The 21,060-nt window shown below is 69.3% G+C and carries 22 protein-coding genes and 2 pseudogenes; 9 read left to right on the top strand and 15 right to left on the bottom strand.

Annotation, left to right across the window (positions count from 1 at the left end; all coding sequences use genetic code 11):
- Nucleotides 1-18: 18 nt before the first annotated feature.
- The gene (gene phhA, locus I8J32_RS04430; protein WP_200614858.1) at nucleotides 19-909 is read right to left on the bottom strand and encodes a phenylalanine 4-monooxygenase; all 891 of its coding nucleotides are present in this window, start codon (nucleotides 907-909) and stop codon (nucleotides 19-21) included.
- Between the two features lie 165 nt (nucleotides 910-1,074).
- Between phhA and I8J32_RS04435 the strand changes: the two genes are divergently transcribed.
- Nucleotides 1,075-1,551, top strand: a complete 477-nt coding sequence (locus I8J32_RS04435) for an Lrp/AsnC family transcriptional regulator (RefSeq protein WP_200614856.1) — start codon at nucleotides 1,075-1,077, stop codon at nucleotides 1,549-1,551.
- Here I8J32_RS04435 and I8J32_RS04440 read toward each other — a convergent pair.
- The 3 genes from I8J32_RS04440 to I8J32_RS04450 form a co-directional block, all read right to left on the bottom strand.
- On the bottom strand, nucleotides 1,548-1,979 hold the full coding sequence (locus tag I8J32_RS04440) for a cytochrome c oxidase assembly factor Coa1 family protein (RefSeq protein ID WP_200614855.1): 432 nt from the start codon (nucleotides 1,977-1,979) through the stop codon (nucleotides 1,548-1,550). The genes I8J32_RS04435 and I8J32_RS04440 overlap by 4 nt on opposite strands.
- Before the next feature lie 223 nt (nucleotides 1,980-2,202).
- Nucleotides 2,203-2,727 (bottom strand): outer membrane beta-barrel protein, encoded by a 525-nt coding sequence (locus I8J32_RS04445; RefSeq protein WP_200614853.1) that lies wholly within the window; start codon nucleotides 2,725-2,727, stop codon nucleotides 2,203-2,205.
- A 260-nt stretch (nucleotides 2,728-2,987) separates the two neighbouring features.
- A complete protein-coding gene (locus I8J32_RS04450) occupies nucleotides 2,988-3,773 on the bottom strand; it encodes a rhomboid family intramembrane serine protease (RefSeq protein WP_200614851.1) in 786 nt (261 codons plus the stop codon).
- Between the two features lie 81 nt (nucleotides 3,774-3,854).
- Between I8J32_RS04450 and I8J32_RS04455 the strand changes: the two genes are divergently transcribed.
- The 4 genes from I8J32_RS04455 to fdhD all read left to right on the top strand — a co-directional run bounded on the left by I8J32_RS04455 (nucleotide 3,855) and on the right by fdhD (nucleotide 8,518).
- Nucleotides 3,855-5,039, top strand: coding sequence for a class I SAM-dependent rRNA methyltransferase (locus tag I8J32_RS04455; protein ID WP_200614850.1), 1,185 nt, complete (start codon nucleotides 3,855-3,857; stop codon nucleotides 5,037-5,039).
- Nucleotides 5,040-5,214: 175 nt separating this feature from the next.
- Complete coding sequence (locus I8J32_RS04460; protein ID WP_200614848.1) at nucleotides 5,215-7,500, top strand: FdhF/YdeP family oxidoreductase; 2,286 nt, start codon at nucleotides 5,215-5,217, stop codon at nucleotides 7,498-7,500.
- Nucleotides 7,497-7,730, top strand: coding sequence for a helix-turn-helix domain-containing protein (locus tag I8J32_RS04465; RefSeq protein WP_200614847.1), 234 nt, complete (start codon nucleotides 7,497-7,499; stop codon nucleotides 7,728-7,730). Before I8J32_RS04460 ends, I8J32_RS04465 begins: the two co-directional genes overlap by 4 nt.
- Entirely contained in the window at nucleotides 7,715-8,518 is an 804-nt protein-coding gene (fdhD, locus tag I8J32_RS04470; protein ID WP_245156416.1) for a formate dehydrogenase accessory sulfurtransferase FdhD, read from the top strand. The genes I8J32_RS04465 and fdhD overlap by 16 nt, the downstream gene beginning before the upstream one ends.
- A 1-nt stretch (nucleotide 8,519) precedes the next feature.
- Here fdhD and I8J32_RS04475 read toward each other — a convergent pair whose 3' ends face one another.
- Nucleotides 8,520-8,975, bottom strand: a complete 456-nt coding sequence (locus I8J32_RS04475) for a hypothetical protein (protein ID WP_200614845.1) — start codon at nucleotides 8,973-8,975, stop codon at nucleotides 8,520-8,522.
- Nucleotides 8,976-8,997: 22 nt separating this feature from the next.
- A complete protein-coding gene (locus I8J32_RS04480) occupies nucleotides 8,998-9,345 on the bottom strand; it encodes a GFA family protein (protein ID WP_200614843.1) in 348 nt (115 codons plus the stop codon).
- 97 nt (nucleotides 9,346-9,442) lie between these two features.
- On the opposite strand from I8J32_RS04480, the pseudogene rmuC reads away from it, so the two are divergent.
- Nucleotides 9,443-10,812 (top strand): annotated as a pseudogene (gene rmuC, locus I8J32_RS04485) (DNA recombination protein RmuC).
- A 147-nt stretch (nucleotides 10,813-10,959) separates the two neighbouring features.
- Here the strand turns inward: rmuC and I8J32_RS04490 are convergent.
- From I8J32_RS04490 to I8J32_RS04500, 3 genes are all read right to left on the bottom strand, one after another.
- Entirely contained in the window at nucleotides 10,960-11,388 is a 429-nt protein-coding gene (locus I8J32_RS04490) for a response regulator (protein ID WP_200614841.1), read from the bottom strand.
- Nucleotides 11,381-12,127 carry a sensor histidine kinase gene (locus tag I8J32_RS04495; RefSeq protein ID WP_200614839.1) on the bottom strand — a complete coding sequence of 249 codons (747 nt, stop codon included), beginning with the start codon at nucleotides 12,125-12,127 and terminating at the stop codon, nucleotides 11,381-11,383. The genes I8J32_RS04490 and I8J32_RS04495 overlap by 8 nt, the downstream gene beginning before the upstream one ends.
- 90 nt (nucleotides 12,128-12,217) lie before the next feature.
- Entirely contained in the window at nucleotides 12,218-13,312 is a 1,095-nt protein-coding gene (locus tag I8J32_RS04500) for a PA0069 family radical SAM protein (protein WP_200614837.1), read from the bottom strand.
- 61 nt (nucleotides 13,313-13,373) lie between these two features.
- Here I8J32_RS04500 and cls point away from each other — a divergent pair.
- The 3 genes and pseudogenes from cls (at nucleotide 13,374) to I8J32_RS04515 (ending at nucleotide 16,037) form a co-directional block, all read left to right on the top strand.
- Nucleotides 13,374-14,814, top strand: a pseudogene (gene cls, locus I8J32_RS04505) (cardiolipin synthase).
- Nucleotides 14,815-14,931: 117 nt separating this feature from the next.
- The gene (locus I8J32_RS04510; RefSeq protein WP_200614834.1) at nucleotides 14,932-15,189 is read left to right on the top strand and encodes a hypothetical protein; all 258 of its coding nucleotides are present in this window, start codon (nucleotides 14,932-14,934) and stop codon (nucleotides 15,187-15,189) included.
- Between the two features lie 86 nt (nucleotides 15,190-15,275).
- Nucleotides 15,276-16,037, top strand: a complete 762-nt coding sequence (locus tag I8J32_RS04515; RefSeq protein WP_200614832.1) for a pyridoxine 5'-phosphate synthase — start codon at nucleotides 15,276-15,278, stop codon at nucleotides 16,035-16,037.
- A gap of 341 nt (nucleotides 16,038-16,378) precedes the next feature.
- Here I8J32_RS04515 and I8J32_RS04520 read toward each other — a convergent pair whose 3' ends face one another.
- From I8J32_RS04520 to I8J32_RS04545, 6 genes are all read right to left on the bottom strand, one after another.
- On the bottom strand, nucleotides 16,379-16,783 hold the full coding sequence (locus I8J32_RS04520) for an ExbD/TolR family protein (RefSeq protein ID WP_200614830.1): 405 nt from the start codon (nucleotides 16,781-16,783) through the stop codon (nucleotides 16,379-16,381).
- A gap of 425 nt (nucleotides 16,784-17,208) precedes the next feature.
- Nucleotides 17,209-17,622 carry an ExbD/TolR family protein gene (locus tag I8J32_RS04525; RefSeq protein ID WP_200614828.1) on the bottom strand — a complete coding sequence of 138 codons (414 nt, stop codon included), beginning with the start codon at nucleotides 17,620-17,622 and terminating at the stop codon, nucleotides 17,209-17,211.
- A 21-nt stretch (nucleotides 17,623-17,643) separates the two neighbouring features.
- On the bottom strand, nucleotides 17,644-18,075 hold the full coding sequence (locus I8J32_RS04530; protein WP_200614826.1) for an ExbD/TolR family protein: 432 nt from the start codon (nucleotides 18,073-18,075) through the stop codon (nucleotides 17,644-17,646).
- A 39-nt stretch (nucleotides 18,076-18,114) separates the two neighbouring features.
- Nucleotides 18,115-18,900 carry a MotA/TolQ/ExbB proton channel family protein gene (locus tag I8J32_RS04535; protein WP_207526788.1) on the bottom strand — a complete coding sequence of 262 codons (786 nt, stop codon included), beginning with the start codon at nucleotides 18,898-18,900 and terminating at the stop codon, nucleotides 18,115-18,117.
- An 84-nt stretch (nucleotides 18,901-18,984) separates the two neighbouring features.
- Nucleotides 18,985-19,656, bottom strand: coding sequence for an energy transducer TonB (locus tag I8J32_RS04540; RefSeq protein ID WP_200614822.1), 672 nt, complete (start codon nucleotides 19,654-19,656; stop codon nucleotides 18,985-18,987).
- Between the two features lie 148 nt (nucleotides 19,657-19,804).
- Nucleotides 19,805-21,025, bottom strand: a complete 1,221-nt coding sequence (locus tag I8J32_RS04545) for a tetratricopeptide repeat protein (RefSeq protein WP_200614820.1) — start codon at nucleotides 21,023-21,025, stop codon at nucleotides 19,805-19,807.
- Nucleotides 21,026-21,060 lie beyond the last annotated feature (35 nt).

A 21,060-nucleotide genomic window follows, 5' to 3' on the forward strand; every position in this document is an offset into this window, starting at 1 on the left:
GGCAGGCCTGGGCCCGCGTTACACGTCGCCGTCGCTGAGCCAGCCTTCGCCGGTGCCGCGGTTGAACACCGTGTCGGTGGGCAGCACCTGGCCGGCCGGGATCGAATCGAGTTGCGCCAGCCGCGCGTAGAGCGGGGTGAAGTCCGGGCTGGTGGCTTCCATCAGCTGCTCGTAGCTGTCGATCACGAAATAGGTCTTCTGGAAGGTGTCGATGCGGTAGCGCGTGCGCATGATCCGCTCCAGGTCGAAACCGATGCGGTTGGGCGCCGGCGACTCCAGGCAGTGGATGGACTCGCCCTTCGACGAGACGATCCCGCTGCCGTAGATGCGCAGGCCCTCGGGCTGGCGGATCAGGCCGAACTCGACCGTGTACCAATACAGGCGGGTCAGATTGACCAGCGCCTCCGGCCCGATCGCGTGCGCCTTGACGCCGCCGCGGCCGTACGCGGCCACGTAGTCGGCGAACACCGGGTTCATCAGCAGCGGCACGTGGCCGAACAGGTCGTGGAACAGATCCGGTTCGCTCAGGTAGTCCAGCTGCTCGGGCTTGCGGATCCACCAGGTCACCGGGAACCGCCGGTTGGCCAGGTGATCGAAGAAGGTCAGTTCGGGGAGCAGCCCCTCCACGCCGACCAGCTCCCAGCCCGTGGCGCGGCGGAGCATGGCGTTGAGGTCGTCGAAGCGCGGGATGCGGTCCGGGGTCATGCCCATGGCTTCCTGCGTGCGCAGGAACTCGTCGCTGGCCCGGCCCACCAGGATCTCGCGCTGGCGCTTGAACAGCGTCGCCCAGACGGCGTGGTCGGACTCGGTGTAGCTGGACCAGGGCTGCTCGACCACCGCGGTCGTGTACACCGGCACGTAGCCCTTGTCGGTGAGCTGGTGTTCGACGCGGCTGGGGGTGGTGTTCATGGCTTCCCTGGTGGCTGCATGGGGGCGGTCGGAGCCCGGGCCGCGCACGCGCGGCGAACGAAGGGCCACTGTAGCGGCGCACGGGCGCAATAAGCTTGCGTTGTTGCGCAGGCAGGGCCGGTGGACGCATGATTCTTGCGGTTTCCCGCCAATCCTGCGTACAACATGCCAAACATCGACCTGGACCGGACGGACCTGCTGCTGCTGGCCGAGTTGCAGCGCGCCGGCCGCCTCACCAACGCCGAACTGGCCGAGCGCGTGCACCTGTCGGCCTCGGCCTGCCTGCGCCGGGTCCAGCGGCTCGAGCGCGAGGGCGTCATCAGCGGTTACAGCGCGCAGGTTGACGCCGAGCGGATCGGCCTGGGGCTGCAGGCCTTCGTGCGCGTGCAGCTGCGGCACCACGACGCGGCCTCGATCGCCGAATTCGTGGCGTTCGTCGACGCGTGGGAAGAGGTCGTGGCCTGCCACGCCCTCACCGGGGACATGGATTACCTGCTGCAGGTCGCGGTGCGCGACCTGGACCACTTTTCGCGGTTCCTGCTCGACCGCCTGCTCAACCAGGCCGGGGTGGCGGACGTCAATTCCAGTTTCGTGCTGCGCACGGTGAAGGCCTTCCGCGGCCTGCCGCTGCCCCGCGTCTAGCGCGTGGGGGCGGAGGCGGGAGGCGTGTCGCGCAGGTCGATGCGCGCGGGCTGGCCGACGTCGATTTCGAGCACGTCGTAGACCCACTGGTCCCGCACCCGGTGTGCGTCCACGTACACGGTGCCCTCGCCGCGCGGGCCGCGGATCGGGAAGCGGATGTCGGCGCGGCCGTCGTCGTCGCTGACCTCGATGCTGCCGGTCACCGACAAGCCGGGGTGCAGCGGCGTGCCCAGGGCCTGGACGACCGCGGGGTGCGCCTGCGCGGCGGCCATCGCGTGCCGATAGGGATCGGAGCCCTTCATCATGCCGAACACGCCGTACACCAGCGCTGCGACCGCGATGAGGAACAACAGCAGCAGCGACAGGCAGCCGACCGGGACGAACCACTTCCAGTTGCGGCCGAACCAGTTCGGCGAGTCGGCGGTCATGCGGACATCCTGTGGCGGGGCTTGCGTGCCAGTGTAGGCGGGCCCCCTCGCCCACGGCGACCCCAAACGCAAACGGCCACCCGAAGGTGGCCGTTGCGGCCGGGCGTTCGTGCGAACGCGACCGGCGTGTGGCTGCGGATTGAACGCAGCCTGGAGCAGCTCGCTGCTTGGAACTCGCTGCTTGGAACTCGCTGCTTAGATCACGCTGCCTAGAACACGCTACTTAGAAGCGGAATTCGCCGGCCAGCGTCAGGCTGTCGGCATCGACGTCGACGTCGTCGAATTCCGGGCGGTTGAAGTCGTAGTTGAGGCTCAGGCCGAAGGCGTCGGAGAAGTCGTAACCAGCGCCCACACCGGCGTACACGTGGGTCGAGGTCTCGTCTTCGCTGCCGATCTCGCCCTTGTAGTTGGCCAGGCCGGCGCGACCGCCGATGAAGAAGCCGTTGCCGTCGGCGCCGAAGTTCTTCTTGCCGACCACGCCCGCGCCGAACGCGGTCAGGGTGGTGTCGAAGGTGCCGACGTTCTGGTCGTACAGGCTGGAGTAGAAGCCTTCCACGCCGATGTTGGCGTTGAAGAAGTAGCCGCCGCGGATCGAGTAGGCGGTGTCGTTGTCGTTTTCGCCGAAGACGTCCACTTCGCTGCGGCCGAGTTCGGCGCGGACGAAACCTTGGCCACCGTCAGCGGCCATCGCGACGTTGGACAGGCCGGCCAGGGCCAGCGCGCAGGACAGAATGAGGGTCTTTTTCATGTTCTTCGTTCCTAGTGAGGGATGCCCTTCTGGGGCGGCGAGAGGTTCGCGGCTTTGGCCGTGCGCTGTCAATTTTTTGTTAAATCGCATACGGGTTGCGGTTCAGCTGCGCGGGGCGTTGAACGTATGGAGACGCGAATGTCCAGTGCGCAACAGCATGGTCATCGCAGCACCGCAGCATCGCCGCGATGGGCGCAGTCGAGCTTCCACACGCCGCGGCACTGGCGCAGGTCGCAAATACGCGGCCGGTAGAGGGCAGTTCAGGAGTCGCGGCGCGGTGGAAACGGCAGCACGGTGCCGCGCGCATCGTCCGACGCCGGCCGCTGCCACAGCACCGGCACTTCGCGCGGCGCGACCGGCTCCAGTTCGTCGCGCTCGCGCTGGGCCAGTTCCTGCTGGAGCAACTCCTCCTCGATTTCCCAGCTATAGCGCCGGCGGGGGGGAATCGGATCGCTCCGGCGCAGCAGATACGCCGCCAGCACGCCGGCCAAGGCCCCGCCCAAGTGCGCCTGCCAGGACACGCCGGCTTCGCGCGGCAGCACCGTCAGCAGCATGCCGCCGTAGAGGAAGAAGGCGATCATCGCCGCGGCCACGGCCGGGCGGTCGCGCCGCAGCACGCCCAGCCCCAGCACCAGGAACATCAGGCCGTGGGTGAGGCCGCTCGCGCCCAGATGCCGGGTGCCGGCCTCGCCCAGCAGCCAGGCGCCCGCGCCCGAGCCCAGCCACAGCAGGGGCAGCGCCCGCAGCGTGGCCCGCGGATAGACCGTGCCCGCCAGCGTGCCCAGCAGCACGAGGGCAATCGCGTTCGCCGCCAGATGGCCGATCGAACCGTGCAGCAGGGGCGCGGTCAGCAAGCCGAGCAGGCCGTCGGAGGACCCCGGCTGAACCGCGTAGGCGGCCACGTCGAAGCTGCCCTGGGCCGAAAACACCAGCAGCAGCGCCAGCACGAAGGCCAGGCTGGTGTTGAGGGCCAGCAGAAGGCGACGGCGGTCCGCGAGGCGCTGGGCCGGCGAGTCGGGCGGGAATTCGGGCGTGGGCAGGTGCATGCAAGCCTCAGTGGCGGCATGGGCGGCCGCTTGCAAGGCCGATAGCCCGGGATGGTGTGGCCCACCGCGTAAAATGATGCGATGAACACCCCCAACCCCGTGGTCCACCTCAAGAACGCCTGGAATTCGACCCACCCCTGGATCTTCCAGCGCCTGGTCGACAAGCCCGCCCAACGCCCCCGCTCCGGCCAGATCGTCGACGTCGTCGGCGTGGACGGTGCGTGGATCGGCCGCGGGTTCTACAACGGGCACTCGCGCATCGCCCTGCGCATGCTCGAACGCGACCCCGACGTGGCGGTCGATGCCGAGTGGTTCTCGCGCAAGATCGGCGAGGCGATCGCGCTGCGGCGCGAGGTGCTCAAGCTCGACCAGGTCAGCGATGCCTGGCGCGTGGTCCACAGCGAGGGCGACGGCATCAGTGGCCTGGTGGTGGATCGCTACGCCGACCTGCTGGTGGTGGAGTTCTTCTCCGCCGGCGCGTACCGCCATCGCGAATGGATCTACGAGGCCCTGCGCGCGCATTTCCCCGGTTGCCGCATCTACAGCTTCGCCGACGAGCACGTGCAGAAGCAGGAAAGCTTCGACTACCGCCCCGTGTACAGCGGCGGCACCGACCACGTGCCGCCCAGCGTGATCACCGAGTACGGCGTGAAGTTTCGCGCCGACCCGGCGGGCGCCCACAAGACCGGCTTTTTCGCCGACCAGCGCGACAACCGCCAGTGGCTGTCGCAGCAGGTGGAAGGCAAGCGCGTCCTCGACCTGTGCTGCAACACGGGAGGCTTCGCGGTCTATGCCGCGGTGCGCGGTGCGAGCGAAGTGGTGGGCGTTGACATCGACGCCGACGTGATCGAGATCGCCAAGGGCAACGCGCGCCTCAACAACGTGCGCCCGCGCTTCATCCAGGCCGACATCTTCCCGTGGCTGCGCGACGCGGGCAACGCACGCGACCTGTACGACGTGGTGATCCTGGATCCGGCCAAGATGACGCGCGACCGCGAGCAGGTGCTCACCGCGCTGAAGAAGTACCTCGACATGAACAAGCTGGCGCTGGGCGTGGTGAAGCCCGGCGGTCTGTTCGCGACGTTCTCGTGCACGGGCCTGGTGGCCGAGGACCAGTTCCTCGACATGCTCCGCCGTGCAGCGTTCTATGCGGGCCGCACGGTGCAGGTGCTCAGGATTGCCGGCGCCGGCGCGGACCATCCGTTCCTCGCGCAGGTGCCGGAGTCGCGCTATCTCAAGGCGGTGTTCTGCCGGGTGCTGGACTGATCCCGACGGGCGGCCGGACGTCGCCCGCCGATCCGGCCGCGCGGGCGCACCATCGATGAGGGCGCGTACGAGCCCTTGCCGCGCGCGCGGTTCCGGACCGCGCATGCATCCGCGCTTCGCCGGCCGGGCCGCAGCGCGGCGCTAGAATCGGGGCAGTCCCACACGCGGCTCCTGCATGTCCCGACGTACGCCCATCGACGTCTACCTCAAGCCGGCCGGCGGCTGGGACGCGCTCAGGAGTTCCTGGCAGGCCTTGCGCGAGCAGCACGTGGGCATGAAGGGCGCCAGCACGCTGCTGCGCACCAACCAGCCGGCGGGCTTCGACTGTCCAGGCTGCGCCTGGCCGGATCGCAACGCGCATTCAACCTTCGAGTTCTGCGAGAACGGCGTCAAGGCCGTGGCCAACGAGGCCACGAGCCGCCGGGTGACGCGCGAGTTCTTCGCCACGCATACGGTGAGCGCGCTGCTGGCGCAGGACGACCATTTCCTCGAGGCGCAGGGCCGGCTCACCGAGCCGATGGCCTACGACGCGAGCGTGGATCGCTACGTGCCGATCGGCTGGGACGAGGCTTTCGCACGCATCGCCGCCGCGCTGCGCGGGCTCGATTCGCCGGACCAGGCCGTGTTCTACACCTCCGGGCGCACGTCCAACGAAGCGGCCTTCCTGTACCAGCTGTTCGTGCGCGAGTTCGGCACCAACAACCTGCCCGACTGTTCGAACATGTGCCACGAGCCGTCGGGCGTGGCGCTGGTGGAACAGCTGGGCAGCGGCAAGGGCTCGGTGACGCTGGAGGATTTCGAGCACGCGCAGGCCATCTTCATCTTCGGCCAGAACCCCGGCACCAACCATCCGCGCATGCTCGCCGAGCTGCGCGACGCCGCGCGCCGCGGCTGCCACATCGTGGCGTTCAATCCGCTGCGCGAGCGCGGGCTGGAGCGCTTCGCCAATCCTCAAGCGCCGGCGGACATGCTGCCTGGCGCCCAGGGCGTGCGCATCGCCAGCGAGTACTACCAGCCGCGGATCGGCGGCGACCTGGCCGTGGCGACGGCGATGGCGAAGGTGGTGGTGGAGCAGGGCGCGATCGACCGCGAATTCATTGACGCCCATACGCAGGGCTTCGACGCCTTCGCGCGCAGCGTCCGCGCGGCGCGCTGGGAGGACCTCGAAAACGAGTCCGGCCTCACCCGCGCGCAGCTGGAGCAGGCAGCGCGCACCTACATCGGCAGCGCGGCGACCATCGTGTGCTGGGGCATGGGCATCACCCAGCACCACCGCAGCGTGGCCACGATCCAGATGCTGGCCAACCTGCTGCTGCTGCGCGGCAACATCGGCCGCGCCGGCGCGGGCCCCTGCCCGGTGCGCGGGCATTCGAACGTGCAGGGCGACCGCACGATGGGCATCTACGAAAAGCCGGCCGCGGATTTCCTCGACCGCCTGGGCGCGGAGTTCGGCTTCGCGCCGCCGCGCGCGCATGGCTTCGACACACTCGATGCCATCCACGCGATGCACGACGGCCGCGCGCGCGTGTTCTTCGGCATGGGCGGCAACTTCGCCGCCGCCACGCCGGACACGGTGCGCACCCACGCGGCGCTGCGGCGCTGCGCGCTGACCGTGCAGGTGAGCACGAAACTCAACCGTTCCCACCTGGTCCATGGCGCCGACGCGCTGATCCTGCCCTGCCTGGGCCGCACCGAGATCGACCTGCAGGCCGGCGGTCCGCAGGCGGTCACGGTCGAGGACTCGATGAGCATGGTGCACCTGTCCAGCGGCATGAATCCGCCGGCTTCCGACCGGCTGCTCTCGGAACCGGCGATCGTCGCGCGCCTGGCCGCGGCGACGCTGCCCGACAGCGCCACCCCGTGGCTGGCGCTGGTGGAGGATTACGACCGCATCCGTGAGCGCATCGCACGCGTGGTGGACGGGTTCGAGGACTTCAACGCGCGCGTGCGCACCGCTGGCGGCTTCCACGTGCACCATCCCAATCGCGACCGGCAGTTTCCCAACGCCGTGGGCAAGGCCGTGTTCCACGTGCATCGGCTGCTCCCCCCGTCGACGGGTCCGGGCGCCATGCCGGACGCGCCGCTGATGCTGATGACCGTGCGCTCCCACGACCAGTACAACACCACGATCTATGGGCTCGATGACCGCTACCGCGGCGTGCACGGGCTGCGCCGCGTGGTCTTCATCAGCGCCGCCGACCTGGCGTCGCACGGCTACAGCGATGGCGACCTGGTCGACCTGGTCTCGCTGTGGCCCGGTGCCGACGGCCGGGTGCAGGAGCGCGCGGTGCACGGGTTCCGCCTGGTCGAGTACGACATCCCGCCCGGCTGCCTGGCCGCGTATTTCCCGGAAACCAACCCGCTGGTGCCACTGGAGAGTTTTGCCGAGCGCGCGCGTACGCCGGCGTCCAAGTCGATCCCGGTGCGCCTGCGCGCGAGCGCATCGGTGGCGGCTTCGTGAGCGACACCGCCCTCGCGCTGCTGCAGCTGCTGGCCCAGGAAGACGGCCAGTCGCTGCCGCGCGTGGCCAAGCGCCTGGGCGTGAGCGCAAGCGAGCTGCAGCGCCTGCTCACCGCGCTCGGCGCGGACACGCGCTACGACGGCCTGGACCTGGTGGAAACGCGCACCGACGGTGCCCGCACGCTGCTCTGGCTCACCGCGAAGGGGCGGCAACTGTGCGCGAATCCCTGACCGGTGCATTGCAGCAGTTGCCTGCGCTGCATGTCGCGCATGGCCTGCGCGAGGGTCGCGACGAGCCGGTGGTGGTCGAGGCACCCGTCGCCCTGCTCTACAACGGCGCGCCTTTCGCCGTGATGATGGCCACGCCCACGGATCTGCCGGACTTCGCGCTCGGGTTCGCGCTCAGCGAGGGCATCGTGGCGCGGCCGGAGGAATTCTCTCTGGTCGACGTCGTCGCGCGCGAGGAAGGCCACGCCCTGCATGCCGCCATCCCGCAGCCGCGCTTCGATGCGCTGGCGCTGCGCCGGCGCGCGATGGAAGGCCGCAGCGGTTGCGGCCTGTGCGGGGTCGAAACCCTGCGTGATGCCTTGCGGCCCGTGCCGCGCGTGACCGGGTCTCCGGCGGTACGCATGGCACAGATCAACCAGGCCCTGTCGCAACTGGCGCAGCAGCAACCGCTGAACGCGCGCAGCGGTGGCGTGCACGCGGCCGGCTTCGCCCACGCCGGTGGGTTGCTGGTGCGCGAGGACGTGGGCCGGCACAATGCGCTGGACAAGCTGATCGGCGCCATGGCGCACGCACACCTCGATCCGGCCGCGGGCTTCGTGGTGATCACCTCGCGCGCCTCCTACGAGATCGTGCACAAGGCCGCCACCGCGGGCATTGGCGTGGTGGTGGCGATCTCCGCACCCACCGACCTGGCGATCCGCGTGGCCGACGAAGCCGGGCTGACGCTGGCGGCGTTCGCGCGCGGCGGCGCCCTCAACGTCTACGCGCATCCGGCCCGCCTGCGGGATTGAATCAGCCGCCGTATTCGTCCGCCTGCACGCCGGCGAGTGCGCGCGCCAGCGTGTCCGGATCGCGGGCGTCGACCGGCGTGGCCGACCAGGTGCCCGGGGCGATCTGCACTTCACGCAGGTAACGCAGGCCGCGCAGTTCCGGGCAAGCCGGCCAGGGCCCGTCGTAGGCGAGCACTTCCAGGAAGGCGAGCCGGCCGCCGATGACCCACAGCGACGTGGAGGCGCCGTCGTCGACGCCCGCGATGTCGAGGTCGACGTCGGTGAAGTTCAGCGCCGCCGGCTCCACGGCCGCGACCGTGTCCGGAAGCACGAAGTAGGTACGCAGGCCGTCGCCGGTGTCCTCGCGCCGTTCCACCGCCGCCTGGTCCGCCTGCGTGCGCAGCGCCGCCAGGACGGGTGCGTCGCCGGCCAGGCAGGCGTCCACGATGCGGCGTTCGAATGGGCTGAGCGCGGTCATGCCGAAAGCCCCGCGGCGCCGGTCACAGGCTGCGGCCGTCGTAGTGGTGGATCGGCAGGGTGTCGAGCTCGACGCCTTCCAGGCAGCGCGCGTTGATCGCCGCCATCGCCGCGCCGTCCGGTCCGGTGCCCTCGCCGAACGGATGGATGCCGCAGGTCGGGCAGAAGTGATGGCGGATGACGTGGCGGTTGAAGGTGTAGGTCGCCAGTTCGCCCTCGCCACGGATGACCTGCAGGCGCTCGCGCGGGACGAACCACAGCAGGGCGCCCTTGCGCTGGCACATGGAGCAGTTGCACGACAGCACGCTGTCGATCTGGCCTTCCACCTCGATGGCGACCTTGCCGCAATGGCAGCTTCCCGAATGCTTCATCTCGTTTCCTCCCGCGACCGGGCGGGCGCCGGCCTGGCGCCCATTCTGAACGCCTCGCGGTCTCATGCAATGCGACGGCCGCCGCTACACTGTGCGCATGATCCAGGCCCCGCTGCTGCTTGTCGTCCTCCTCGTCGCCGTCGTCGTGGTCATTGCCCTGCTGCTGGTGATGCTGCTGAGGCGGCCGGACGACGCGGTACAGCACGCGTTGCGCGAGGAGCAGCGCGAGGGTCGCGGCGAGCTGCGGGCGCAGCTGGATGCGTTCTCGGCCCAGCAGGAACTGCGCATCGACGGCTTCGCCGGCCGGCTGAACGAGGCCGCGCTGCGGACCGACCAGCGGCTGGAAGACCTGCGTGCAGCGCTCACCGAGGACGCGCGCAAGGCACGCCAGGGAAACGGCGCTGGCCCTGCGCGACTTCGCCTCGGCGCTGGATGCCCGCGTGGGCGAGCTGACCCGCAACAACGACACCCGCCTGGGCGAACTGCGCACCACGCTGGAGCAGCGCATGCGCGAGCTGCAGGCCGACAACGCCAGCAAGCTCGAGCAGATGCGCGCCACCGTCGACGAGAAGCTGCACGCCACGCTGGAAACGCGGCTGACCGAGAGCTTCGGCAATGTCACCTCGATGCTTGCGCAGGTACACCAGGGCCTGGGCGACATGAACAAGCTGGCCGCCGACGTGGGTGGCCTGCAGCGCGTGCTGGGCAACGTGAAGTCGCGCGGCGTGTTCGGCGAAGTGCAGCTGGCGGGCCTGCTGGAGCAGGTGTTCGCGCCCGACCAGTATTCGGCCAACGTCGCCACCCTGCCCGGCAGCAGCGAGCGGGTGGAGTTCGCGGTGCGCTTTCCTGGCTCCACCGGCGATGCGCCGGTCTGGTTGCCGATCGACGCCAAGTTCCCGCGCGAGGACTACGAGCGCCTGCTCGACGCGCAGGAACACGGGGACGTCGAAGGTGCGCGCAACGCCGGCGATGCGCTGGAGCGGCGCGTGCGCCCTGGAGGCGGCGCGCATTCGCGCCAAATACGTGGGCCCGCCGCACACGACCGAGTTCGCGATCCTGTTCCTGCCCACCGAGGGCCTGTATGCCGAGACCCTGCGCCGGCCCGGGCTGGTCGATGCCCTGCAGCGCGACCTGCGCATCGCGGTGGCCGGGCCGACCACGCTGCTCGCGCTGATGACCAGTTTCCAGATGGGCTTCCGCACCCTGGCCATCCAGGAGCGCTCCAGCGAGGTCTGGCGCACGCTGGGCGCGGTGAAGACCGAGTTCGCCAAGTTCGGCGGCGTCCTGGAAGGGGTCAAGAAGAAGCTCGACGAGGCCAGCAGCAAGATCGACGAGACCGGCCGCCGCACGCGCGTGCTCACGCGCAAGCTGCGCGAGGTCGAAGCACTGCCGCTGGACGAGAGCCGGCGCCTGCTTGGCGATACCGCCGGCGAGCTGGAAACGGCCGAGGACGGCCTGGAGACCTGAGGTCGAGAACCTGCGCCTGGGGCGTGGATCACTGCTGGCGGTCGGCGTCGGCGGGGCACGGGATCACCGGCGGATGGTTGCGTCGGCACGCGGTTCACGCGCGCGACAACGATGCAAAAGCGCACGCAACCCGGTGGCGCGCTCAGCTCACGCGCGCTCCTTGAGCACGAGCCAGTACAGCCCGACCTGGCGCACGGCCCAGACGAACTGCTCGAAGTCCACCGGCTTGCGGATGTAGCTGTTTGCGCCCAGCGCGTACGTGGACTCGACATCGGGCGGCTCGACGCTGGTGGTGAGCACGATCACCGGCAGCGTGCGGGTGGCGGCCTCGGCGCGGATGGCCTGCAGCACTTCGTGACCGTCGAGCTTGGGCAGGTTGAGATCGAGCAGGACGATGCCGGGCAGGTCCTGCGGGTCGCGGTCGGCGTAGGGTCCGCGCGCGAACAGGTAGTCCAGCGCCTGGGCGCCGTCGTTGACCACGACCAGGCGGTTGGTGACGCCGGCCTCCTCGAAGGCAAGCCGGGTCAGCTCGACGTCGTCGGGGTTGTCTTCGACCAGCAGGATGTCCTTATGCATCGGAGGCTCCCGGGCTGTCTGCCTGCGGCAGGTCGACGGTAAATTCCGCGCCGTCGCCGGGTCGTGAAACGGCGGTGATGCCGCCGCCGTGCCGCTGCGCGATGGTCAGCGCCGTGGCCAGGCCCAGACCGTGGCGAGCGCCGTCCTGGGGCCCATGCAGGCGCTGCAGCGGCTCGAACAGTTTGTGCGCGTACCGCGGGTCGAAACCCATGCCGTGGTCGCGCACGCGCAGGTGCAGGTGGCCCGGCGTGTACTGGCCCGCCACTTCCACCCGCACCGGCGCGTCGGGCTGGGCGAACTGCCAGGCATTGGACAACAGGTGGTCGAGCAGGCGGCGCAGCAGGCGCTCGTCGCCGAGCACCGTCATGCCGGGCTGCACGGTGGACTCCACCGCGCGCCCGGGGTGGGCCTCGCGCAGGTCGGCGATCGCCCACTCCGCCAGCAGGCTCAGGTCCACCGGCCCGGCCTTCAGCGGCGCCCGGCCGGCGTGCGACCAGTCGCTCAGCGCCGCCAGCAGGTCGGTCATGCGGCTGGCGGCTTCGCGCACGCGCTGCAGCTGCGCGCATTCGTCCGGTTCCAGCCGCGCCTGGGCGCTGGTGGCCACGCGTGCGACGAAGGCGTCGATCGAGCGCAGCGGTGCGCGCAGGTCATGCACGACGGCGTCGGTGAGCAGCTGCAGCTGCCGCTCCATCGCGGCCAGTTGCTGCCGCGACGGAGGCGGCGAATCGGTTTCGGTCATGGTCGCGGCATCGGGGGACGGTGCGCGGCGGGGCGCCGGTCTTCGATTATCGGGGCACGCGGCCGGCGTAATGCAAGTCGGAGGTCACGGCTAGAACAATTGGCCCTGCGGCGATGGCTTGCGCGGCGGCGTGAACCGGCTGGTATCCAGCGGCGGATGGCCGGGGAATCCCAGGCGCTCGCGCGCCTTGGCGAAGCGCTGCGCGATCAGCTGCGCGAACGGCCCCTGGCCGCGCATGCGCGAGCCGAAGGTGCTGTCGTAGTCTTTGCCGCCGCGCATCTGCTGGATCAGGCTCATCACGTGCGCGGCGCGCTCGGGATAGTGCAGTTCGAGCCACTCGCGCCAGATGTCCTTGAGTTCGTGCGGCAGCCGCAGCAGCGTGTACGCGGCCGAACGCGCGCCGTGCGCGTGCGCCGCTTTCAGGATGTGTTCGATCTCGCGGTCGGTGATCATCGGCACCACCGGCGCGACCATCACGCCCACCGGCACGCCGGCCTGCGCCAGGGCCTGCATTGCACGGAGCTTGGCGTGCGGGGCGCTGGCCCGCGGCTCCATCCTGGCGGCCAGCCGGTTGTCCAGCGTGGTGATGGAGAAGTGCACGCTGACCAGGTTGTCGCGCGCCATCGGGGCGAGCAGGTCCAGGTCGCGTTCGATCAGCGCGCTTTTCGTGACGAAGCTCACCGGATGCCGGGTCTCGGCCAGGATTTCCAGGCACTGGCGCGTGATGCGATAACGCCGCTCGATGGGCTGGTAGCCATCGGTGTTGATGCCCAGCGCCAGGGGCGTGCAGCGGTAGGACGGCCTCGCCAGCTCTTCGCGCAGGCGTTCTGGGGCGTTGGTCTTGGCGAACAGCTTGGTCTCGAAATCCAGGCCCGGTGACAGGTCGAGGTAGGCGTGCGAGGGGCGCGCGAAGCAATAGACGCAGCCGTGCTCGCAGCCGCGATAGGGATTGACCGAGGCGTCGAATCCGACGTCGGGCGAATCATTGCGGGTGACGATGCTGCGGGCGCGCTCCTCGGTGACGGTGGTCAGCGGTCGCGGCGCGTCGGCCAGGTCTTCGTAGACCGAGCCCCAGCCATCGTCCTCGCCGTGGGTGGTGGTGACCTCGTAGCGGCCAGCCACCCGCGACGCCGCGCCGCGGCCTTTGATGGGCGCCTGGGGTTTGCGGGCATCGTCCATGGGCATACGGTACCCTCGCCGCGTCGCAGCATCCGCGACAGCCTCTTAACGGTTCACGGCGCTGCGAATGCTCGCGACCTTCCAACACGCCTGGCAGGCCCTGCTCGAGCTGCCCGACCTGAAGCTCTACCTCAGCCTGGGCTGGCTGGTGTACCTGCTGTGGCTGGGCGGCTGGATCGTGCTGCAGAAACGCGAACCCGCCGCCACGCTCAGCTGGCTGATCAGCTGGCGGCGCTGCCCTACCTGGGCTTCGTCATCTACTACCTGTTCGGTCCGCAGCGCATCCACCGCCAGCGCCTGCGGCGCATCCGCGCGCGCGCCCGGTTGCCGGCGCTGCCGCCGGGCCTGATGCCACGGCAGGAAGTGATCGAACTGGCGCGCGTGGCCCAGTCGACCACCGGGCTGCCCCCCACCAGTGCGACCGCCGTGCGCTGGCTGGTCGACGGTGGGGCCAAGTACGCCGCCCTGCTGGCCGACATCGCGCGGGCGCGCGAACACGTGCACCTGTGGAGTACTACATCTTTGAGGCCGACACGACCGGGACCCTGCTGCGCGACGCGCTGGTCGAGCGCGCGCGGGCCGGCGTCGACGTGCGCCTGCTGCTCGACGCGGTGGGCTCGGGCAAGACGCGGCAGCGGTTCTTCCGTCCGCTCGTCGAGGCGGGTGGGCAGGTGGCGTGGTTCCACCCGATGCGCTTCTTCTCGCGCCTGCTGCAACGCCCGTGGCTCAACCTGCGCAGCCATCGCAAGCTGGTGGTCATCGACGGCGCCGTGGCGTACGCCGGCGGCATCAACGTGACCGACGAGGAAGACGAGCGCCTGCGCCCCGACGCCTATCGGGACCTGCATGTGCGGCTGGAGGGGCCGGTGGTCGCATCGCTGCAGCTGGTTTTCGTCGAGGACTGGGCGTATGCCACCGGGGCGGCCCCGGTCGCCCTGCCCCCGCCGCCGGCGGAACACGGGCCGATCCCGGTGCAGGTCCTCGTGTCGGGGCCGGACTCGTCGTGGGAGGCCATCCATCGGCTGCACGTCGGCGCCATCCACGCCGCGATGAAACGGGTCTGGCTGGTGACGCCCTACTTCGTGCCCGGCGAGGCCGCACGCATGGCGCTCACCTCCGCCGCGCTGGGGGGACTGGACGTGCGCCTGCTGGTGCCGCTGCGCAGCGACAGCCGGCTGGTGACACTGGCGGCGCGGTCCTATTTCGACGAGCTGCTGTCGGCGGGCGTGAAGGTCTACGAGTACGGGCCGCGGATGCTGCATACCAAGGCACTGCTGTGCGACGACGAGCTCGCGATCGTGGGCAGCGCGAACTTCGACCACCGCAGTTTCCGGCTCAACTTCGAACTGTCCCTGCTGCTGCACGACCGGGCGCTGTGCGACGAGCTGGCGACGCTGATCGCGGCGGAGTTCGTGCAGGCGCGCGAGGTGACGGCGCAACGCGGGCGCGGCCTGTGGCGGTCGCGGCTTCCCGAGGCGCTGGCCAGGCTGGTGTCGCCCCTGCTGTGAGGTGCGGCCGACGCGGGCGGCGCAGCCGACCGGCGGCCACGACTGCGGATCTGGCGCACGAAACGGCCCGCGCAGTGGCGCTAAACTCCGCAGGGAGAAGTCATCCGGAGTGTTCCAATGCATTGGCTGTACCTGCTGCTGTCCATCGCCGCCCTGGCCGCTGCGTTCAATACGTCCGGCGGGCTGATGGCGATCTGCCTGCTCGCCGGCCTGGCATTCCTGCTGGCCTTCGTCCTGAAGCTCGCCGCCGAGCGCGTGGGCAGCCGCTCCCGCGACGAGCACATGATCCTGGACCCGGAAGAACTGCGCCGTTTCCGCGAGCAGGCCGAGGCCCGCAAGCTGGCGGCCGCGCAGCAGTCCGACCCCCCGCGCTGAGCATGCCGGCGGGGCGCCCGCGTGCGGCCACCGGCACGCAGCGGCACGCTCTGCCGCCGGGCCGCGCCAGCCGCTAAGCTGCCCGGATGACCGTCCTCAGCGTCAACGTCAACAAGATCGCGGTCCTGCGCAATTCGCGCGGGGGCGCCGAGCCCGATGTGGTGCAGGCCGCCCGGGTGTGCCTGGATGCCGGAGCGCACGGCATCACCGTGCATCCGCGGCCCGATGGGCGCCATATCCGCACCGACGATGTCCTCGCCCTGGCTGAGCTCACCCGCCAGTACGGCGTCGAGTTCAACCTGGAAGGCAATCCATTCGCGCCTCCCCGCGACGCCTACCCGGGCTTCCTCGCCCTCTGCGAGGCGACCCGTCCGGCCCAGGCCACCCTGGTGCCCGACGGCGACGGCCAGCTCACCTCCGACCATGGCTTCGACTTCCACCGTGACGGCCAGGCGCTGGTGCCGCTGGTATCCGGACTCAAGGCGCTGGGCTGCCGGGTCAGCCTGTTCGCCGATGCGCATGGCCCGCTGCGGGCCGACGACATGGAGCGCGCGGCGGCCACGGGCGCCAGCCGGGTGGAGTTCTATACCGGGCCCTACGCCGAAGCATTCGCCGACGGCGATCCCGCCGACATGCTGGGGCGTTTTGCCGCCGCCGCCGCCCGGGCCCAGGCGGCCGGGCTGGGCGTCAACGCGGGGCATGACCTCAGCCAGGCCAATCTGGGCGCCTTCCTGAGCGCGGTACCGGACGTGCTGGAAGTGTCGATCGGCCACGCGCTCATCGGCGAGGCCCTGTACGCCGGACTGGATACGACCGTCCGGCGGTATCTCGCGATCCTGCGAGGCTAGGGTTTCGGCTGGCGGGCGCTTCCCTCCTCGACATTCGAGCGCGGTCGGGCACGCAGGCTTTGCTTTTTTAGCCGCACTTTTGGCGACGTTGAGCGGCGTTGGTTCTTGATCGAGTCCGTCGGCGGCCGGTGCCGGCGCCACGCGAGTCGGCTTGGCTATGCAGAGACCCCGTCGCGAAGGTTGCCGTCCCGGGGGGAGCGACCGGCCGGGCCATCAGCCCGCCGATACCGCGGCAATGTACGGATGCGAACCCGGGCGTGACCGCGCCGGAACTGGCCCGGCGCGTGGCGCCAGGCCCGCATGATTTCCCGTGGAACGCTGCCGGGGTCGACAGCCGTCCGTCAGTTCTCCAGCGCGATGTTGGTGATTCCGCTGCGCCGGGCCGCCGACAGGGCGTCGGTGAAGGACTGGTACTCGGCCTCCTGGCTGGCCTTCACGGCCACGATGGTGGTCGGGGCGCCGCGGGCGATGTCGCCCAGCGCCTCGGCCAGCGCCGCCTTGCCCATCATCTGGCCGTCCAGCAGGAACATGCCGTCGGCCTGCACCTGCACCGTCACCCGCGGCGGCGGGATCGTCGCCCGCTCCGGGCCGGTCTGCGGCAGGCGCATGTCGAGGGTCCCGGTCAGTACCGGCGCGGAGATCATGAAGATGACCAGCAGGACGAGCATGACGTCGACGAGCGGCGTGATGTTCATCTGCGACATGGCCTCGGAGCGCTGACCGGTTGCGAAAACGGAAGTCGCCATTGTGTCCCCCTGATGACGGGCCAGATGCCCTGACTCGACGCTACGCCCGCCGGGTTGCGGGCCACAAGCCGCGGATCGGGCGGCACGGCGCGGGCGTTCAGCGCGCAGCGGGGTTTTGGATGCGGTCTTTCCCATCCCGGCGCACGGACCTGGCGTCTGATCGCGCCAAGGGGCAGGCCGTCGGGCCGTTCTAGGTTGGCTTGGGAACGCGGGACGGCAGCAGGGTTGCCGCTGGAGCCGCGCGGGCAGTCCGCGGACATTAGAAACGGGCCGTGTCCTGCGTCGCCGTCCCGTGTCGGCGGGCCGGACGCCAGCCCAACCGGCGGACTGATCGACGGCAATCAGGAGGCAAAAAAAACGCCGCCCGAGGGCGGCGTTCTCACGACTGTTGCGGTAAGCGGTAAAACTTTTCGCGCCAGGTCCGGTTACTGCTGGAGGAAGCCGATCTTCTTCATGTCGGCATTTTTCGCCCGGGCCAGGACCTTGGCGAGGATGCCGTAATCGGCATCCGGGTTGACATCGAGTTCGAGCAGCGGCTGGTTCGACGGGTCCTTGGCGACCTCGGCGTTCATCTGCTGCTGGAGGGCCGCCAGCGGAACCGGCGAGTCGTTCCAGAAGATCGTGCCGGCCGCGTCGATACGCAGCTTGATCGGCGGCGGCGGCGTCTGGGTCTGCGGCGGCGGGTTGATCACGCGCTGCGGCAGGTTGACCTCGATCGGATAGGACAGGATCGGCGCGGTCACCATGAAGATGATCAGCAACACCAGCATCACGTCGACGAGCGGCGTGACGTTGATGTCGGCCATCGGGCCGCTACCGGATCCACTTGCAAATGCCATGACTTTTTCTCCGGTATCGCGTTACGGCTGACCCGAACGGTCCTTGATGGCCACGAAGCCGACCTTGCGCATGCCCTGCTGCTGGGCGGTCTGCACGACCTCCTGCACCAGGCGGTACTTGGCGGTCTTGTCGCCACGCACGTTGACCTGCGGCTGCGGCAGCTTCTGGGCCTCGGTGGAGAAACGGCTCTCCATCAGGCCCTTGCTGATCGGCTCGTCGTTCCAGTACAGCGAGCCGTTCTCGGCCACAGCGATCGTGATCGGCGTGACTTCCTTGGCCACCTCGTCGCGCTTGTTGAGATTCGCTTCGGGAAGTTCGACCTTCACCTTATGCGACATCAGCGGCGCGGTGATCATGAAGATGATGAGCAATACCAGCATCACGTCGACGAGCGGCGTGACGTTGATTTCGGCCATCGGGCCGCCGCTGTCATTGCCTGCACTGAAGGCCATGTTCGAACTCCGGAACGACTACTGGACAGGGGCCGTGGATCAGCGCTTCACGCCGACTTCGCCGACGCGCGAGCCGGTGGCGAAGAAGTCGTGCAGGTCATGCGCGAACGTATCGAACTTGTTGTTCGTCACGCGGTTGAGGCGCGTGAAGAAGTTGTACGCCAGCACCGCCGGGATCGCGACGAACAGGCCGAGCGCGGTCATGATCAGTGCTTCACCGACCGGGCCGGCGACGGCGTCGATCGAGGCGTTGCCCGAGGCGCCGATGCGGATCAGCGCACCGTAGATGCCCCACACGGTGCCGAGCAGGCCGACGAACGGCGCGGTTGAACCCACGGTGGCGAGCACGGTCAGGCCGGCTTCCAGGCGCGAGGACTCACGGGTCACGCCCTGGCGCAGGGCGCGGTCGACGAACTCGGAGCGGTTCAGCGACTCGACCACGCGCGAGCCTTCGTGGCGCTGGTGGTGGGCGGCAGCCTGGGCGGCATCGAGCGCGATCTTGGAGAAGGGCTCGCCGCGGGGCTGGTCTTCCATGAAGCGGATGGCGTCCTGCGCGTTCGGGGTTTCCCAGAACGTGCTGATGACGCGGTCCGAGGTGCCCTTCAGACGGAGGTTCTTGAGGAAGTTCATGACGATCCAGTAGATCGACAGGACCGACATCAAGGTCAGGGTGAGGAGAACAACCCAGGAAACGGCGTAATGGCCCGGATTGCTGACCATCTCTCCGAGCAGATTGGCAGCGCCCATCTGCGACAGAGCGGCGGCCGCATTCGTCGTGCCCCCGGTGGGTGCCGCGGCGGCGGCGGCGATGATTACCTGCAACATGACGCTTACCTTTTAGTCGTGGAAGGTGGAATTGCTAACTACAACAGGTCCGCCGGCCGTTGGGTGGCCGGAGGTTGAAACGTATTAGAGATTGAAGACCACGGGCACGCGGACGGTGCTGGGCACCGGGTTGCCGTTTTCCTTGGCCGGGTTGAAGCGCCACTTCTTGCGGCGCGGCGCTTCCTGCGCGGCACGGTCGAGGTCACGGTTGCGGCTGGACTTCTCGACGCGCACGTTGAGCACGTTGCCCTGGGCGTCGATGTCCACCAGCAGCACCACCTGGCCGGTGACGCCGGCGCGGGCGGCGGCCGGCGGGTAATCCGGCGGGTTCATGCGCTGCGAGGACGGGTCGATCGAACCGGCGATCGTCTCCGACTGACGCGGCGGCGACGGCGGGCTCGGCGGCAGCGGCGGCAGGTCGACGGGGGTCGGGTCCTCGACCTCGATCGGCGGCTGCTCCGGCGGCGGCGGCAGCGGCGACGGGGTCGGCGGCGACAGCTGGCGGATCGGCTGCGGCTTGGGCTCTTCCGGCGGCGGCGGCGGCGGCGGCGGCGGGGGCGGCGGCGGCGGACGGACGATGTTGACGAACGTCACCTCCTCCTCGGCCTTGTCGCTCGGCGGGGGTGCCATCGGCGCGAGCAGAAGGAGCAGGGCCCCGACGTGGACGGCCAGCGCCAGGGTGATGCCGGTGATCCGGGCCCAGTTGAGGCCTTCCGGCGCTTCTTCGTGCTTATGGATTTCGAGGACTTGCGTCATGCGCCGTGGCTCGGGGAGTTTTTCCGGGCGCCAGGGCGCCGCGGGCGGTATGCGGTTCCTGCGGCTGAACCGCAGGAACCTCCTAGCATATACCAACTTGTGCCTAGGCTTCCAAGCACTTAGTCGGCAGTTTGTGTGCCTGTTCTGTTTATTTAGCAGGCAGCGCGAGGATCTTCTTGGCGTCGTCGGGCTTCTTCAGGCCCTTGGCGATGGCCTGCTTCGCCGCTTCCTTCGCTTCGGGGATGCGGTCTTCCTGCCACAGCAGTCGCGCAAGGTTGAGGTAGGTCTCGCCGTCGGTCGACAGCGGCGCGGCCTTGCGGTACGCGTCGATTGCCGGCGCGATCTGGTCGGAGAAGTAGTACGACTGCGCCATCGCCAGGTAGGTCTGGTAGTCGGGCTTGAGGATGCCCTTGGCCAGGCCGTCGTTGATGATGGTGGCGACTTCCTTCTCGCGACCCTCCATGTTGAGGTAGGTCGAGTACAGGATCTTGTAGTCGCGGTCTTCGGTCAGCTGGCCGGCGGCACGCATCTTCTCGAGGATGACCGCGGCCTTGTCGAACTTGTCGGCCTGCGAGTACACCGCGGCCAGGTTCATCTGCTTCTTCTTGTCGTCCGGCGCCTTGGCCGCGATCTTCTCGGCCAGCGCGATGGCCTCGTCGGTCTTGCCCATCTCGGCGTTGCTGGACATCAGCAGCGACAGCCACTGGTCCTTGGGTTCGGGATTGGAATCGACCAGCTGCTTGAAGACGGCCGCCGCCTCCGGGTACTTCTCCAGCTGGTACAGCGCCTGGCCCTTCATCGCCAGGTGGTCGGGCTTGGTGCTGCCCGATTCGGTCAGGAAGCGTTCGAGCGTGGCCAGGCCTTCGGCGAGGCTGCCTTCTTCCTGCATCTGCACCTGCGACAGCATCAGCATCGCGTTGAAGTGGTTGTTGTTGTCCAGCGCATTGAGTTCCACGGCCTTGCGCATGTAGGCAATGGCCGCGGCCTCGTCGCCGGCGTTGTACGCCGCCTGCGAGGCGAGCTGCGCGGCGAAGGCGTGGTCGTAGGCGTTGAAGGCCTCGTTGGCGATGATCTCGTCGGCCACGACACGGGCTTCGTCACCCTTGTCGTCGTCGTAGAGCTTGATCATCTTCTCGAGCTTGGGACGCGCCTTGGCCGAGCCCTTCACTTCCGGCGGGGTGCGGGTGGCGGCCGGGAACTGCTGCTCGGTGCCGTCGCTGCGCTTCTTCTTGGCGTCGCGTTCGGCGCGGCGCTCGGCGGCGCGGTCGGACGCGGTCTGGGCCTGGGCCGGCACGATGGCGCCAAGGGCCAGGACGGCCGCGACGGCGGCAGCCAGGATCGAATGGCGGCGGGTGGGGAAGAGCGTCATGGCGATCACCTTGTTTCGCTGCCCATTCGATTGGG

Origin of the sequence: Lysobacter solisilvae (genome assembly GCF_016613535.2) — a bacterium.
Taxonomy (GTDB): domain Bacteria; phylum Pseudomonadota; class Gammaproteobacteria; order Xanthomonadales; family Xanthomonadaceae; genus Agrilutibacter; species Agrilutibacter solisilvae.